The 16,129-nt window shown below is 45.8% G+C and carries 15 protein-coding genes; 9 read left to right on the forward strand and 6 right to left on the reverse strand.

Annotated elements, in window-relative coordinates; translation table 11 throughout:
- The first annotated feature begins 217 nt into the window (after positions 1 to 217).
- A complete protein-coding gene (locus AB432_RS01840) occupies positions 218 to 2,188 on the forward strand; it encodes a methyl-accepting chemotaxis protein (RefSeq protein WP_048036041.1) in 1,971 nt (656 codons plus the stop codon).
- 73 nt (positions 2,189 to 2,261) lie between these two features.
- Here the strand turns inward: AB432_RS01840 and AB432_RS01845 are convergent, their stop codons facing one another.
- Positions 2,262 to 2,843 (reverse strand): TetR/AcrR family transcriptional regulator, encoded by a 582-nt coding sequence (locus tag AB432_RS01845; RefSeq protein ID WP_048036042.1) that lies wholly within the window; start codon positions 2,841 to 2,843, stop codon positions 2,262 to 2,264.
- 247 nt (positions 2,844 to 3,090) lie between these two features.
- On the opposite strand from AB432_RS01845, the gene AB432_RS01850 reads away from it, so the two are divergent.
- From AB432_RS01850 to AB432_RS01870, 5 genes are all read left to right on the forward strand, one after another.
- Positions 3,091 to 4,308 carry an MFS transporter gene (locus AB432_RS01850; protein ID WP_048036043.1) on the forward strand — a complete coding sequence of 406 codons (1,218 nt, stop codon included), beginning with the start codon at positions 3,091 to 3,093 and terminating at the stop codon, positions 4,306 to 4,308.
- A 53-nt stretch (positions 4,309 to 4,361) separates the two neighbouring features.
- Positions 4,362 to 5,432 (forward strand): LLM class flavin-dependent oxidoreductase, encoded by a 1,071-nt coding sequence (locus AB432_RS01855; protein WP_048036044.1) that lies wholly within the window; start codon positions 4,362 to 4,364, stop codon positions 5,430 to 5,432.
- A 13-nt stretch (positions 5,433 to 5,445) separates the two neighbouring features.
- Positions 5,446 to 6,387, forward strand: coding sequence for an alpha/beta hydrolase (locus AB432_RS01860; RefSeq protein WP_048036045.1), 942 nt, complete (start codon positions 5,446 to 5,448; stop codon positions 6,385 to 6,387).
- 322 nt (positions 6,388 to 6,709) lie between these two features.
- Positions 6,710 to 8,089 (forward strand): amino acid permease, encoded by a 1,380-nt coding sequence (locus AB432_RS01865; protein ID WP_048036046.1) that lies wholly within the window; start codon positions 6,710 to 6,712, stop codon positions 8,087 to 8,089.
- A gap of 187 nt (positions 8,090 to 8,276) precedes the next feature.
- Positions 8,277 to 8,801, forward strand: coding sequence for a DUF420 domain-containing protein (locus tag AB432_RS01870; protein ID WP_048036047.1), 525 nt, complete (start codon positions 8,277 to 8,279; stop codon positions 8,799 to 8,801).
- Between the two features lie 56 nt (positions 8,802 to 8,857).
- Here AB432_RS01870 and AB432_RS01875 read toward each other — a convergent pair whose 3' ends face one another.
- The 3 genes from AB432_RS01875 to mphJ all read right to left on the reverse strand — a co-directional run bounded on the left by AB432_RS01875 (position 8,858) and on the right by mphJ (position 10,870).
- A complete protein-coding gene (locus AB432_RS01875) occupies positions 8,858 to 9,367 on the reverse strand; it encodes a PepSY-associated TM helix domain-containing protein (RefSeq protein WP_048036048.1) in 510 nt (169 codons plus the stop codon).
- A gap of 117 nt (positions 9,368 to 9,484) precedes the next feature.
- The gene (locus AB432_RS01880) at positions 9,485 to 9,802 is read right to left on the reverse strand and encodes a hypothetical protein (protein WP_048036049.1); all 318 of its coding nucleotides are present in this window, start codon (positions 9,800 to 9,802) and stop codon (positions 9,485 to 9,487) included.
- Between the two features lie 141 nt (positions 9,803 to 9,943).
- Positions 9,944 to 10,870: a macrolide 2'-phosphotransferase MphJ gene (gene mphJ, locus AB432_RS01885; protein WP_048036050.1), complete on the reverse strand. Its 927-nt coding sequence runs from the start codon at positions 10,868 to 10,870 to the stop codon at positions 9,944 to 9,946.
- Between the two features lie 225 nt (positions 10,871 to 11,095).
- On the opposite strand from mphJ, the gene AB432_RS01890 reads away from it, so the two are divergent.
- Together AB432_RS01890 and AB432_RS01895 are read left to right on the forward strand one after the other, a co-directional pair.
- The gene (locus AB432_RS01890; RefSeq protein WP_048036096.1) at positions 11,096 to 11,857 is read left to right on the forward strand and encodes an exodeoxyribonuclease III; all 762 of its coding nucleotides are present in this window, start codon (positions 11,096 to 11,098) and stop codon (positions 11,855 to 11,857) included.
- Positions 11,858 to 12,055: 198 nt separating this feature from the next.
- Entirely contained in the window at positions 12,056 to 13,375 is a 1,320-nt protein-coding gene (locus tag AB432_RS01895) for a hemolysin family protein (RefSeq protein ID WP_082196066.1), read from the forward strand.
- A gap of 68 nt (positions 13,376 to 13,443) precedes the next feature.
- Here AB432_RS01895 and AB432_RS01900 read toward each other — a convergent pair whose 3' ends face one another.
- Both AB432_RS01900 and AB432_RS01905 read right to left on the reverse strand, forming a co-directional pair.
- Positions 13,444 to 13,995, reverse strand: coding sequence for a dihydrofolate reductase family protein (locus AB432_RS01900; RefSeq protein WP_048036052.1), 552 nt, complete (start codon positions 13,993 to 13,995; stop codon positions 13,444 to 13,446).
- A gap of 181 nt (positions 13,996 to 14,176) precedes the next feature.
- The gene (locus AB432_RS01905) at positions 14,177 to 15,187 is read right to left on the reverse strand and encodes an alpha/beta fold hydrolase (RefSeq protein ID WP_048036053.1); all 1,011 of its coding nucleotides are present in this window, start codon (positions 15,185 to 15,187) and stop codon (positions 14,177 to 14,179) included.
- Between the two features lie 92 nt (positions 15,188 to 15,279).
- Between AB432_RS01905 and AB432_RS01910 the strand changes: the two genes are divergently transcribed.
- Positions 15,280 to 16,083 carry a MerR family transcriptional regulator gene (locus tag AB432_RS01910; protein WP_048036097.1) on the forward strand — a complete coding sequence of 268 codons (804 nt, stop codon included), beginning with the start codon at positions 15,280 to 15,282 and terminating at the stop codon, positions 16,081 to 16,083.
- Positions 16,084 to 16,129 lie beyond the last annotated feature (46 nt).

Below are 16,129 nucleotides of genomic sequence, written 5' to 3' on the forward strand. Positions count from 1 at the left end.
TTGTATCGGATAGTAATTTACCAAATATTACTTATTTAATGCCGTGAAGTTTCAAATAGGTACTAACAGGGAAAATATACTTTGCAGAAATGTCCATATGGAAAAGGTGGACATAGGGATGAATCTGGCCTGATAGGAACGCGCCTTCTGACAACCGGTGAGGCGTTGTTTGCGTTGCAACTCGTTATTTTACTTCACTAGAGAGGAGTCATCACAGATGATTAAGAAAATGATTACTGGTTATAAAGCATCGCTATCTAAGCAGATCCTGTTATTACTCGTCTTGCTTATTGTTGTTCCTTCTGTCGTTCTGAGCCTGACCTTGACACAACTGGCACGCAACCAGTTAGAGCGCGAATTGTTGTCTCAAATCGAATCGGTTACTACGATGATTACACAAGTACTGAATAATTCGTACCAGGATTATTCTGTTACGATCGATAGCTTTGCGGATGTTCAAGTTCCGCCGGGGCAAAGTGCGGATACGTATATTTATGATCGCATCCGCAATATAGAGAAAGACATCGACAATGTTTTGGCTGCATTCATGTACTACGACAATCGATACTACAACTCGGCGAAAAAGGAAATTGATCCGACTACCCGTGAATGGTACAAGCAGGCGATGCAGCATAAAGGGCAGGTCGTTGTGACGCCACCTTATATCGACGCGATAAGCGGAAGCTACGTGATTACGTTTGCCAAGACGCTCCCGGACGGTAAAGGAGTAGCGGGAATCGACGTTTCTATTGATCACTTAAACGAGCTGGTAAAAACGTACAAGATCGGAGAAAAGGGATATGTGAGCTTGTTCGATCAAAACAACATAACACTGTCGCATCCGCGATTCCCGCAAGGTAAGCCGCTTGAAGACGAGCGCTTCCAAGTGATGCGTGATCAAGCGGAGGGTTCTTTCGAAATGGATGATAACGAGCTTCGTGAGTATTATCATTTCAACAAGCAAAATTCGCTCGGCTTGAACGTCGTTTCCGTAATTGATTGGAGTGAAATCAATCAAAAAACGGGGCCACTGATGCGTACTTCGTTCTTGTTCATCGTTCTTTTGCTTGCCCTCATTGCCCTGTTCGTTTGGATATTTATGAAACGCACGGTGCGACCAATTCTGCAATTAAAGCAACTGACCGACTCGATCGCACAGGGGGATTTGACAGTCCGGTCTATTGAAAGTGGAAGAACGGATGAGATAGGGCAGCTGCAATCCAACTTTAATACGATGTCGCAATCGTTGTCGGATGTCCTGCGTCAAATTACCGATCATTCCGAGCAAATCTCTGCTTCCTCCCAGCACCTGTCTGCGAATTCGGAGGAGAACGTGCAAACGATTGAACAAGTAGCTGCCTCTATGCAAGAAATAGCGTCCATGTCTTCCGATATGAATCAGAGTATAGATATGGTGAAGCAATCGGCGACGCAAGCGCAACAGGAGCTGGATGATGCCATCCGCATTCTGCGTGAGAGCACGGAAATGTCGCAGCTCATTACAGGTCTGGCAAGCACTGGAGAGGAGTCCCTCGGAGCGGCGAGACAACAGGTGAATATGATTGTGGAGCATTCCACTCGTTCAAAAGATGAGATGGAGGAATTAAAACGGGTTGCTGGAGAAATTAGCGGGGTGACGAATTTCATCCAGGATATCGCCTCTCAGACGAATTTGCTTGCGCTGAATGCTGCTGTTGAAGCAGCGCGTGCCGGGCAAGAAGGCCGCGGGTTCGCTGTCGTCGCTGATGAGGTTCGCAAGCTGGCTGATCAGACAGGCTCTGCTGCTGAAAAGATCGACAGTCTGATCAGCGACGTTCAGAATCGCGTCCTTCACATGGTTAGACGCACGGAGGAAGGCGTGGATTCTGCTACAGCGGGAAGTGATTTGACACAATCGGTTGAGCAGCGTTTTACGGAGATGTATGAGGCCATTAACCGCATTGACGCGCACCTCGCGCAAGTAGCTCGCGTCAGCCAAGGACTGATGCAATCAAATACATCGATGCTTGTTGCCTTTGGTGAATCGAGCGCCATGAGCCAAGCCACTGCCCAAGAGGTCGACCAAGTCGCAGCAGCCAGTGAAGAACAGAATGCTTCGATGGAGGAAGTGGCGGCTTCGGCAGCGCATCTTGCTAACATTGCGGAAGAGTTGCAGTCTTTGGTACAGCGTTTTAAATTGGAGCGCTAACAGTAGTTGTAGTGATAAAGAGAAAGAAGACCAACAGACGTTGGTCTTTTTTTGTCCTAGTTAATTGCGATAGTTACCTAAGTAACGTAAGTGTAACTTCTATCGAATTATCAACAAATGATCGATTTGGACGAGATTTCATGATTACGGTCAGTCCAATTAACGATACGATAAGCGCTTGTGCGGTAGCTTTCGCGTCGATACTCGAATCCAGTTCACCTGTTTGGATACCTCGCTCGATCGTTTCTTGAAAGATAACAGAGAGGTACATTTGGTGTTCCCTTGTCAAAATCTCAAATTTTTCATCATGAGGGGCAAGTTCGACCATGGTATTAATGCAAAAGCATCCTCGGCTGAGACCTTCCGTATATTCCTCGTCGGCTACCTCTTTAAAAAAATGGCGAAATGCCTCTTTTACGGATGGCTGGTTTTGAAGCTTCGTTCGTATTTCGGAAGCACGAGACATCGTGTATCTGCGTAGTGCGGCTTCGAACAATTCTTTTTTGTCACCAAAGGTTGAGTAAATACTGGGGCGCTGGATACCCATACGGGAAGTTAAATCACTTAATGAGGTAGCTTCATACCCCTTCTCCCAAAAGAGCTGCATAGCTGCTTCTAGTACTTTTTCTTCGTCAAATTCGCGTGTTCTTGCCATAAAGAGTTCCTTTCATTACTCATGTATTTGAATCTATGTAACGACCAATATTTTTTGTACTGAATGGTATTTTATATTTTATTGTTTTTCATCTGCTTTGTCAATTTCAGGGCGGTTTATCCTAGTGTAAAAAGAATGGTGTTGACAGAAAAAGAAATGATGGGATATATTTACTGGGCAAAATAACGTACTGATCGGTATGTTATTTTGCCCGAAACGTAAACTAAAGGAGGTAAGGTGAAAGCAGATGGAGGAAGTTATTGAAAAAGTAACGGCCAAAGCCGATAGAAAGGCGGATTCAGTGCAAGGCTCTCCCATGCCTCGCTATGTAACACTATTGTTTGCGGTTGCTTGCGGGATGTCCGTTGCGAATATCTACTTCGCGCAGCCACTACTTGATCGTTTGTCGAGTGAGTTCGGAATTGACTATTCCATCATTGGGCTTCTGATCACCCTTACACAAATCTTTTATGCAGTAGGACTGTTATTGCTTGTGCCACTGGGCGATTTATTGAACCAGCGCCGCTTGATTATCGGTCAGATGTTTTTATCTGTGGTAGCGCTGGTTATCGTAGGGACTGCCTCCACCGGCAAGGTATTATTCGCAGGGATAGCTGCAATAGGATTGCTTGCCGTTGTGACGCAGACGATTGTTGCATTCGCGGCGACAATGGTTGCCCCCGCTAAGCGAGGACGAGTGGTTGGAGTAGTTACAAGTGGAATCGTGATTGGCATACTTCTAGCGCGAACCATTGCAGGAGTTTTAACAGATCTTGCGGGGTGGCGTTCTGTATATCTGGTCTCTGCTGCATTTCTATTGATAATGGTTTGCATATTATTTCGGGTATTGCCAAATAGAGAGCGGGAGGTAAAACCGCTATCCTATCTCCAGTTGCTTAGGTCGGTACTGATGTTGTTCGCACAAGAACGGCTATTACGTATTCGCTCTGTTCTGGCTATGCTGATTTTTGCTGCTTTTAGTATTTTGTGGACGCCATTGGTACTGCCTCTGAGTGCACCTCCATTATCTTTGTCGCATACGGAAATCGGGGCGTTTGGCCTCGCAGGAGTTGCCGGAGCGTTAGCTGCAGCAAGGGCAGGGAAGCTTGCAGATCGCGGTTACGGACAGAGAACGACGGGCATTGCTTTGAGCCTATTGCTACTTTCGTGGCTGTTAATCAGCTATATAGAACAGTCGTTAGTTGCCTTGGTGATCGGTATCGTTTTGCTTGATTTGGCGGTACAGGCCGTGCATGTTACGAATCAAAGTATGATCTTCACCTTGGGTGCAGAGGCGCGGAGTCGGCTCACCGCAGGGTATATGGTTTTCTATTCGATTGGCTCTTCTGCTGGCTCCATTGCCTCGACCTATACATATGCGCATTTTGGTTGGGAGGGAGTATGCTTGCTCGGAGCCGCAGTCAGTGCTTTGGCTCTGGTGTATTGGGCAGTGACCAGACGCTAGTTTGCAAAGGGATGTACTAATAGTTCGAAGTGAAGATAAAGGAGAGAGGGTCTGTGGAGATCGGGATTACTTCGTTTGTGGAAACGACACCGGATGTTCAGACAGGTGAAGTGATGAGCCACGCACAGCGATTGCGTGAAGTTGTCGAGGAAATTGTCCTCGCTGATCAGGTTGGGCTTGATGTATTTGGCATAGGTGAACATCATCGCAAGGATTATGCTGCTTCTTCTCCAGCAATGGTGCTGTCTGCGGCTGCGCCATTGACAAAAAGGATTCGGCTGACCAGTGCAGTGACAGTGCTTTCTTCGGCTGATCCAGTGCGTGTTTTTCAAGATTTTGCTACACTCGACGGCATTTCAAATGGACGGGCAGAGATTATGGCGGGACGGGGTTCCTTTATCGAGTCTTTTCCCCTGTTCGGCTATGACTTGAATGACTATGATGAGCTGTTTGAAGAACATTTGGAACTGCTCCTGAAAATACAGGCGTCCGAAAAAGTAACCTGGAGGGGCGGTCATCGTCCAGCTATTCAGAACTTGGGCGTGTATCCACGGCCCGTTCAGAAACCTTTACCCATATGGATTGGCAGCGGAGGTAATCAGGAATCTGTTGTTCGTGCAGGTCTGCTGGGATTGCCGCTGATGCTGGCGATCATTGGTGGAAGTCCGCGGCAGTTTGCGCCACTTGTACAGCTTTACAAGAAGGTGGCCATGCACGCTGGTCATGACGTATCGCGATTAACAGTTGGGTCACATTCACTCGGATTTGTTGCAGAAGATACGGAACGGGCGGCAGATACATTCTTCCCTTCTACCCAAGCAGGAATGAATAAAATCGGAAGGGAGCGGGGCTGGGCGCATTATAACCGTGCTAGCTTCGATGCCGCACGCAGCTTCGAAGGAGCATTGTATGTGGGTGATCCGGAGACGGTTGCTCAAAAGATTATCTACCTTCGCAAACATGTAGGCATGACGCGCTTTATGATGTATGTGCCGATATCCACGATGCCGCATGAACTGGTAATGAGAGCGATTGAGCTCTTAGGAACAGAGGTAGCCCCTCGGGTGCGAGAAGAAATAACCAAGTGGGAAGCAGAGACGCAGCAAGAATCAGCATTTGCTTAATGGAGGGATTCACGTGGATTTTCATCGTCGAGTACTGCCGGAATTAAGGCACACATTAGCACAATTCCCTGGTTTTCAACTCAAAGAAAATTTGGAGTCGAGCAGGGACATGCTGAAAAATCCGCCTATTGTGAAGTCAGATCACGTATGTACAACAAGTCGAATGATTCCGGGCGCAGCAGGAGAGATGCTAGCTAAAATATACGAGCCCGTCCAGCGAACAGGTAGTAAACTTCCTGCTATGCTGTGGATTCACGGAGGAGGCTATGTGATGGGGCATCCCGATATGGATGACGCTCTGTGCGAACGTTTTGTACAAGCGGCTAATTGTGTCGTCGTATCGGTTGATTATCGTCTGGCTCCCGAGCATCCTTATCCAGCTGCCATCCATGACTGTTACGCCGGTTTAACGTGGATGACAGACGAAGCTGAGTCACTCGGCATCGATTTGGAGAGGGTTGCGATTGCTGGTGCAAGCGGGGGAGGGGGGCTGACCGCAGCACTTGCTTTAATGGCTCGCGACAAAGGCGGACCAGCCCTTATCTTCCAGATGCCGTTGTATCCGATGATCGATAACCGTAATCGTACAGCGTCGAGTTATGAAATTGAGGCGGAAAATGCAACCTGGAACCGGACAAACAATTTGGCTGCTTGGAGCATGTACCTAGGCAAAGATGCCGAGGACAGTCAGGTATCCGCATATGCGGTGCCGTCGAGAGCAGAAAGCTTGGCGGGGCTGCCGCCGACTTATACGTGCGTAGGACAGCTCGATCTGTTCCGAGATGAGACGATCGAATATGTGACGCGCCTTGCGCAAGCGGGTATAGACGTAGAATTTCATCTGTATCCCGGCTGCTACCACTGCTTTGAAGTATTTGTTCCCGAAGCAGAAGTGAGCCAGCGCGCCAGCCAAAGCTATATAGATGCGATGGCAAGAGCGCTTAATCCTAAATAATCGAGGAGACAAAAAGCACAACAACCGATCGAGAGAGATCTCGGCGATTGTTGTGCTTTCAATCATGTAACCCAGTTTAGAAGAAAATGTTTTTTCAGTAATATATTTTTGGTTATATTTTTCTCGAATATATCGATTTACAAATTGTTTATAAAGTGAATATAATAATTAACGTTAGGAAAATATATTTTACAAATAAACAAACAATTCGGAAGTGAAGCACAACGCAAGGCAGAGGAATAATTTTACTAACCATTAGGAATGCTTTCTATGATCGCTTTCCTAAAATACCGCCAACAGCAGAGAGGAAGAGGAAGCTTACGTGGGAAACAAGGAACTGAAGAGAGGTCTGGAAGCCCGTCATATTCAGATGATTGCTTTGGGCGGTACGATTGGTGTTGGGCTATTTATGGGGTCGGCCAGCACGATTAAGTGGACAGGCCCATCCGTCATGCTAGCTTATGCAATTGTAGGAATTTTTATTTTTTTCATCATGCGTGCAATGGGTGAAATGTTGTATATGGAACCGAGTACGGGTTCATTCGCGACCTTTGGACATAAGTATATCCATCCGTTAGCAGGTTATATGACGGCTTGGAGTAACTGGTTCCAGTGGGTCGTTGTCGGGATGGCAGAGATCATTGCCGTCGGGACTTACATGCAGTATTGGTTCCCGGATTTACCGCCTTGGATTCCAGGCATTATTGCGATGGTTATTCTCGGTGCAGCAAACCTGGTTTCGGTAAAATCATTTGGTGAATTTGAGTTTTGGTTTGCCATGATCAAGATTGTAACGATCGTTTTGATGATTATTGCAGGATTTGGATTGATCTTCTTTGGTATTGGAAATGGTGGAAACGCAATCGGATTATCGAATCTGTGGGAGAATGGCGGATTCTTTACAGGCGGTTGGACAGGCTTTTTCTTTGCTCTTTCCTTGGTGATCGGGGCGTATCAAGGTGTCGAGCTCATCGGAATTACAGCAGGGGAAGCAAAAGACCCGAAAAAAACATTAAGAAGTGCGATCCAAAGTATCATTTGGCGCATTTTGATTTTCTATATTGGTGCGATTTTTGTTATTGTAACCGTTTACCCTTGGGATCAATTGCAGGCAATCGGCAGTCCGTTCGTTGCTACTTTTGCGAAAATTGGTATTACCGCAGCGGCAGGTCTCATTAACTTTGTCGTGATCACTGCTGCCATGTCTGGCTGTAATAGCGGGATTTATAGTGCAGGGCGTATGCTGTATACCTTAGGTGTAAATGGCCAAGCCCCGAAAGTTTTTACGAAGCTGTCTTCGAATGGTGTACCGTTGTTAGGTACGATTGGTGTTCTGCTCGGTCTAGGTATTGGCGTTATCTTAAGCTATATCGCTCCAGAAAATCTCTTCGTGTATGTGTACAGTGCGAGTGTACTACCTGGTATGGTTCCGTGGTTTGTCATTTTGATCAGTCAAATCAGATTCCGTAAAGCAAAGGGAGCTGAAATGGACAACCATCCATTTAAAATGCCTTTTGCCCCAGTGACCAACTATTTGACCATTGCTTTTCTCATCACGGTACTCATCGGTATGTGGATCAATGATGAGACACGCGTCTCCCTGATTGCCGGGATTGTCTTCTTGGCGATTGTGGTCATCAGTTTCTTTGCACTAGGAATAAACAAGGCAGTACCGCTGGACGAGCAAGCAAACAAGAAATAGCGAAAGGGACCAACAGTAGTTGGTCTTTTTTTTGTTCATCAAATCGCCTTTGTACGGCATACCTACTTCGTTTATCATTAGGATGACTGGACTGGTTAACCGTCTTCGGCTGCCAATGTCCGGGCTCGTCAATGGGTAGACTAAAGCGGGATACTCATTCATGATCTGAGAAAAAAGGAGCATAAGAATGAAACAACGCAACTATACACCGATTATCGTTATTCTCACCATAGCGATTAACACGCTTATCGCCATCTTGTACTTCATGCCGAAGAACAATGATTTCAGCCATCTCGACCTGACGTTTCTGCCGTTTTTTAATGCGGTCATGAACAGCTTCACCTTTGTATTTTTGATTGCCGCGCTTGTTTCCATCGTGAAGTACAAAAACATTAAGATGCATCGAGGATATATTTTTGCAGCCTTCTCCACAACAGCGCTTTTCTTGGTTTCGTATGTGATCTACCACGGAATGGCACCTAGCACTTCTTTCGGGGGAGAGGGGATTCTGCGTCCGATTTATTACTTCATCTTGATTACACATATTTTGTTGTCGGCGATTATCGTTCCATTTGCGCTGATTACGACTGCACGTGGACTCAACATGAAGGTGGAAAAACATAAAAAAATCGCACGCTGGACGATGCCGATGTGGTTGTATGTCAGTGCGACGGGTGTCATTGTTTACATCATGATTTCTCCGTATTATTAATCAAAAAAAGAGCATTAGCTGCTATAGCTAACGCTCTTTTTTTATGGACGAAGCCTTTATATTTTCGATTCACGTTTCTTAAACCAGCGTTTGGGCAGGAAATAAATAAGCCCAGAAACAACAAGAAAAGCCGTTAAGATGGAGATAATCTCTAACACAGTCACATAGTTAAGATCTTCCCATTCGCCCACATGTAATCCGTAGAAGAAATCTAAAATGGGATCTTGTTTCAAGGCAGTGATGTGCCCTTCAGAAGAAACAGTCAGCCGCAGTATCGGATCTCTGTTGACGTACACTTTGAAAGAGTCACCTGATTTTGCAATCGATCTGATTTCATCCCAAGAATATTCCCCCGTTTCTACTAACTTCTCTCCCACATAGGCAATGGTTAGCTTTTCTGATTGGGCAGGTACCTCGATCATTGTGGTTTTCAAGTCAGTGGCTTTTTCCTGATACCAAGGGACATTTAACAGGAGAAAACCAGTAATGGCCCACATCAGCAAGAAAAGGCTAACGATGAGTCCGATGTAGCGGTGGAAGTTACGGTTCCACTTCTTAGATAGCATGCAGGGTTACTCCTCTCGATGACGTTCTAGATGATTATATAAACTTCGTTGATAAAAGGAGATGGCTCAGATTAGCTTTTTTCCTTGAACAATTCGTGAAAACGGGGCGTAGTGCATCTACCAATCCCATTGGCTTTGTTTGATTCCGAGATTTACGGCGAGTATGGAAGCAATCGGTTGCTTGATGGGGGCAAGTGAATTTGCCGTGCAACTGGACTCTGGCTGATAATTCAATTCTTGTGCTTTTTGAATATCGGCTTCGGCTAGATTGTTGGTTTTGTTTGCTTGCTCATAACAGGGAGGTGAAATATACGTCTTGTTCGTATGCTCCAATATGATTCGTGTATCGGGTGAGGGGCCTGCCTCAACAGGAATGGAAAGCACGCCTGCTACTACGATTACAGCACCAATACCAATAAGAAGTCCTCGCTTCATCCTATTCACTCCATCTATTTAGTAAAGGATTGTCCAAATAAGCCGATTTATTGTAACACCTTATCTCCAAGTCAGTAATGGCTCAATGTAGCTATTTACATAAAAACCACCGCCTCCAATCTGGGACGGTGGTTGGTTTATCTATGAAGAGATCTCTTTGCCGTTTTCGTCGACACCCAGAGCTTGTCGTGCCATGATCTTGAATTCTTCCAGCCCTGATTTCAACGCGAAGGTGGCAAGAATGACGGGATACACGGATGTCATTTCTACGATATGCTCATGCATACGCGGCCATACATTGCCTCCTGCTTTTTCGTAGCGTTTGATGAAGTCAGCCAAACCAGAATCGCCAAACAACATGTAAAAGACCGTAAAGTCCGTCGCCGGATCAGCTACCTCGGCCTCCGTCCAATCGAGGAGCCCCGTTACCTTGCCGTTTTCAGCAACCAGGATATGCCCCGGATGGAGGTCACCATGCACAAGAGCAGAGTGAGCAGGCCAGAATGTATCATCCGCAAGCCATTCTTGCCAACGATCCCATAGCGCCCTAGAAACGCCAAAGACGCGTTTGACTTCATTCATCTTTTCTCGAAGGCTTGCTCGTGCCTCGTTAGGCTGTTTGACGCGGATACCAGCATCTCGAGCAAGATCATGATGAATACCATGTAATTCCACCAATGCTTCCGCCCATGTTTGGATGCACAATTCAGGTAGAGATTCAGGATTCAAATACCACTCATAATTTTTTGTTTCCATATTGATCGTCGCCATCGGTGTGCCACCCAGGATCGGATAAGCGATGAATTCAGAGGTGTGAACCTGCCAATCCGGTACTTCGACACGTAGATGTTTGGCAACGAGGTCTAACACCTTTTTCTCATAACGAGCTGTCTCCACGACATCGGTCCGTCGCGGTTGGCGTAATACCCATGGAACACCGTCTATCGTACTTGCAAAAATCGCAAGGAAGTCTAAGCCGGATTCATTCACCTTCACGGTAGTTGGGTCTACAAGGATTCCGTTGTTTTTCGCGAGTGCAAGCATGTGCTCTACATTGGTTTTTGACATAACAAAAACACCTCATTTATGAATAGTTAAAATCAATCAAACACAAATAAACTCATCCCATTCCTTTTTTGAAAATGGTTGAGCCTACATGGGAACTTGTCGATTTTAACGAAGTCTCATGAATGCGATGCCCATTGCGATGTCCATCATCGTAACCTCCTATAATTGAAAACAAAGATAGTGTACCATGGAATCTAACGAATAGCGACGAGGAGATTAGCGATGATGAAATTGATTTCTTGGAATGTAAATGGACTTCGCGCATGCGTGAACAAAGGGTTTTATGAGTACTTCAAAGAAGTGAATGCCGATATTTTTTGCTTGCAGGAAACGAAGCTGCAAGAAGGTCAAATCGAGATGGAGATCGGCGAGGAGTACCATCAATATTGGAACTACGCAGAGAAAAAAGGCTATTCCGGGACGGCTGTTTTTACAAAAATGGAACCACTATCTGTGCGTTACGGCTTGGAAGAAGACCATGAGCCTGAGGGACGAATCATTACGCTGGAGTTTCAGGATTTCTACCTGGTCACCGTATACACCCCGAATGCGAAGCGTGATCTGTCGAGATTGGATTATCGGCTGGAATGGGAGGAGCGGTTTCGGAGCTACTTGTTGCAGCTAGATGCGAAGAAGCCCGTGGTGGTTTGTGGGGATCTGAATGTCGCCCATCAAGAGATAGATTTGAAAAATGCGAAGTCGAATCGCAATAATTCCGGCTTTACTCCTGAAGAGCGTGAGAAGATGACGAGATTGCTGGCAGCCGGGTTTGTGGATACCTATCGATATTTTTATCCGGATCAGACAGATGCTTATACATGGTGGTCTTTTATGCCGAAAGTAAGAGAACGAAATATCGGATGGCGTATTGATTATTTTCTCGCGTCTGAGAGACTGGCTCCATCGTTGGTCGGGGCGGGAATTGACTCACAGGTGATGGGAAGCGATCATTGTCCGGTCGTGTTGGAGCTGGGGACCATCGAATAAACAGTGGGAGCCAGGGAAGGATATGAGTGAGTATGCTATGCCTGTAGTCAGCAATTGTGAGGGTGAGAGACCTGAAATAGCAAAACTGCCTATAATCAAACAATTAAGACGAAATTGGATATAAGCGAACGTTGATGTGGAGGAGCGGAGTTTCGTACAATGAAAACGTATGACTTCTAATGAAGAGGGGATAGGATATTGCTAACCATGAATTTGTTACTAATTGCTTTTCTGATTGTTGCTACTGCTTTTTTTGTGGCAACGGAATTCGCAATTGTAAAGCTTCGCCCAAGCCGTGTAGACCAACTGGTCATGGAAGGGAGAAAGAATGCTCTTGCTGTTCAGAAAGTAGTTAGTAACCTGGATGGATATTTGTCAGCGTGTCAGTTGGGGATTACGTTGACAGCCATTGGCTTGGGGGTATTGGGGAAACCGACGATTGAAAGTATCATTAGCCCTTTTCTTACGCCGTATTTACCCGAACAAGTCGTTGCAGTTCTGTCGTTTGTGATTGCATACTCGCTCGTTACGTTTCTACATGTGGTTGTCGGGGAGCTGGCACCGAAAACAGTGGCGATCCAAAAGGCAGAAGCGGTTAGCTTACTGTGTGCGAAACCTATTATTTGGTTCTATAAATTGATGTACCCTGCAATCTGGGTGCTGAATGGCTCTGCTGCTCTCCTCGTGCGTTCATTCGGTATGAAACCGACCAAGGAGCACGAAGAAAGTCACTCAGAAGAAGAGCTGCGAATCATTCTGACGGAAAGCTATGAGAGCGGCAAAATTAATCAGTCTGAGTATGGATATGTAAGCAATATCTTTGCTTTTGATGAGATGCTTGCACGCGAGATTATGGTTCCGCGAACAGATATGAGCTGCTTGCACAAGGAATATACCCTTGAGGAAAACCTTCGAATCATGAAAGAAGAGCAATACACCCGTTTCCCGGTTATTTCGCAAAACAAAGATCATATTATCGGGATGATTAACACGAAAGAGTTTTTTCTGAATTATGCCGATGATCCGAATTTGGACATTTCTAAGCTCATCCGACCGTTTTTGACGGTTTCAGAAGCTACTCCTGTAAAAGACCTTTTGAAAAAAATGCAGAAACAAAGAACGCATATCGCTATCCTGATCGACGAGTATGGCGGTACCTCCGGAATGGTTACGATCGAAGATATTTTGGAGGAAATTGTAGGAGAGATTCGTGATGAGTTCGATGCGGAGGAAAAAGCCGAAATCGAAATCGTGGAAGAGAATAGCCATGTGATTGTAGACGGAAAGGTACTGCTCTCCGAGGTTAACGATTTGCTTAACGCCAATATTAATGAAGAAGAGCTCGATACCATCGGGGGCTGGCTATACAGTCAAAATCCGACACTCAAAGAAGGTATCCAATGGCAATACGTTGATCTTGTCTTTACGATCAGAAAGAAAGACAAGCATCGCATAAGGAAAATTGAAATTCAAAAAGCAGCAGAAGTTCCAACTCGTGAGCTGCAGGATGTAACGTAATCAAAAGATGGGGAATTCCCCATCTTTTTTTATATGACAGAAGGTAAGGAAGCTCTTAGTAGGCAGGATTATATATAAACAATGTTGTAAGTAGGCTTCGTTACGCCGTTCGCGTACTGCTTCATGTCCACTAACTCGAGTTTGAGACGTGGCTTCACACTTCCAAATAACGGGATACCTTCACCGACCATCACCGGATTCACTTTCAGCACTAATTGATCAATCAGTTGATGTGCCAGTAACGCTCCTGCCAATTCACCGCCCCCACATAGCCATAGCTTGCCGTTTTCTTGCTGTTTGAGATTTTTAATAAATTCGATGGCATCGCCTTTGACCAGCTCGACTTCCGCATTGGATTCAAACTGCATGGAGTTTGAGAAAATATAATGCTTGATTCCCTTATAGCCTGGTTCGCCCGGCTTGGCACCGAATTTGAACCCAAACTCGTAGGTTTTGGCGCCCATCAACACGGCATCATATTCCTGAATTTCAGATAAAAAGTCCGGTACATGTTCTCCCTCAAATAAAAAGAGAGTGTTTTCAATATTTCCATCCATGATTCCTTGATCGGCAATGAAATTGTCTAACGATACAGCAACATGATAGATTAATGAGGCCATTTGGAAATCCCTCCTCTTTTCTCCATTCCATTTTATGTGAAACGCTATAGGGCTTGCACGCATTTTTATTCTGATCATGAATACAACGGTTACGTCGGAGGATATAGCTGAATCCGTCGAGTCACTCCTTGCAAAAAATAAGGAAGGGGCACCCTGATAGGTGTCCCTCTACTTCGTATTTTCAGGTTGTCCCCAACAGTTCTTTTAAGGTGGCATCAATAAACGCGGTATCGGCAGGGTTTAGTCCAAACCCAGCCAAGTGTCCCCAGATTGATTCAATCGGTTTAAAGGTAGCGTTAGGGATGTGCTTGGTCTCATATTCACTGTCTTCTGGCGTGAAATACAAATCAGTCCGTACAGGCATCACAACCGTTCGTGCCTGGATGCTTCGTAACGCCGCCTCAAAGTCTCCCTTGTATTTATCATTTTGGCTAATGTCGGCATGCTGCCACGTCCACATCATCGCCAGCAAATCATTGGCATCCGAATGAACAAAGCTCTCTTCCCAAAATCCCGAGATAAATTCGGAAAGTGTCTCATAGCCCAAAGCTTTATAGCATTCCTCGCGATAAAATGGCTGTGAAAACCCCCAACTCGCATAAACGCGTCCCAAGGTACGCAAGCCAACCTCGGGAGATGCTGTATACAGCCCGTTATTCCAAGCTACATCGGCCTGCAATGCTGCTCGAATCCCTTCGATCAAGACGATGTTATGCGGCCATGTTTTTGCGGTTCCGGCAAAAGGAGCCAATCGTTCAACCATATCTGGGTAGCTCGCTGCCCAATGAAAAGCCTGGATGGCCCCCATCGACCAGCCGGTTGCCAGCGCAATTTTTTTGATGCCAAACCTCTCCGTAATGAGTCGATGCTGAAGTACGACATTATCGTAGATCGTAACGTGTGGAAAATGGGCCTGATCATACGGGCTGGCTGTATTGCTCGGGGAGGACGATAGCCCGTTGCCGAGCATGTTGGGAATGATGATAAAATATTGTTTCGGATTCAAAGCCTTATCCTCCCCGATGAGCCATTCGTTTTGGTAATGCTGGTCTCCAAACGATGTAGGAAATATAATGACGTTATCCTTGGCTGCATTGAGCGTGCCATACGTTTTGTAAGCAATAAATGCATGTGGCAGTGTCACTCCTGACTGCAAGCGAACATCTCCCAAGTGAAAAATGTCGTAATCCATCTCGCATTGCTCCTTTGTAAGCATGATTTTTTTCCACTATAAACGTTCCCGTACAGGGGAAAGTCAAGGGAATGATAGATTGGGGTTTTTCCATGTTTAAGATCAGTGAGTTTTCCCGATTGAGCAGAGTGTCCTTAAAGACGCTTCGCTTTTATGACCAAATTGGCATTTTGAAGCCAGCGGCTATCGACAAAGAAACTGGCTATCGGTTTTATGCAGCAGAGCAATTGGTTACGCTCAATCGAATCCTTATGTACAAGGATTTGGGGTTTACGTTGCAGCAAATTCAGCAATTGCTTCATGAAGAGATGTCCATGGACCAACTACAAGGCATATTCAGGCAAAAAGAAAGGGAAATGGAACAACTACTTGAGGTGGAGCAAGCACGATTGAATCGAATCAAGGATCGTCTGCTGTCGATCGAGCAAAAGGGGTACGTAGAACAAGAAGTTGTCTTTAAACGAGTCGAAGCCCAAAAAGTTGTCTCGTTCCGTGCGGAAGGTACGGTGGAAGAGATTCCGCTGCTTTTCGATCGGCTTGCTCATTATGCAGGCAAGCAGCAGAGAGGGGTGCTTTCTCCCATCGTTTTGTGGAAGGAATCGGAGAGAGATGAGACGGCATTCGAAATGGAGATCGGCTATGTGCTCAAACAGGACATTCCCTTACCATCCGACATGCTGGAAATACGTATGCTGCCAGAGGAGCCGATGATGGCCACCCTGGTTCAACGCGTAGAACCATTCGTTCCTTCGACAGCCTGTATTGACTTGGCAAAATGGATAGAGGGCAATCAATACCGGATCAAAAAAGATCAGCCAGGCAGAGAAAATTATCTACAATCCTCGCATGGGGGCGATACGTATGTAGAAGTACAAATTCCCATAGAATCGCCATGAAGAAGGCCAGTACCTGTATAACGACGAGGTACTGGCCTTTTGCTAC

The sequence above is a fragment of the Brevibacillus brevis genome (assembly GCF_001039275.2).
In the GTDB taxonomy this organism is placed as follows: domain Bacteria; phylum Bacillota; class Bacilli; order Brevibacillales; family Brevibacillaceae; genus Brevibacillus; species Brevibacillus brevis_C.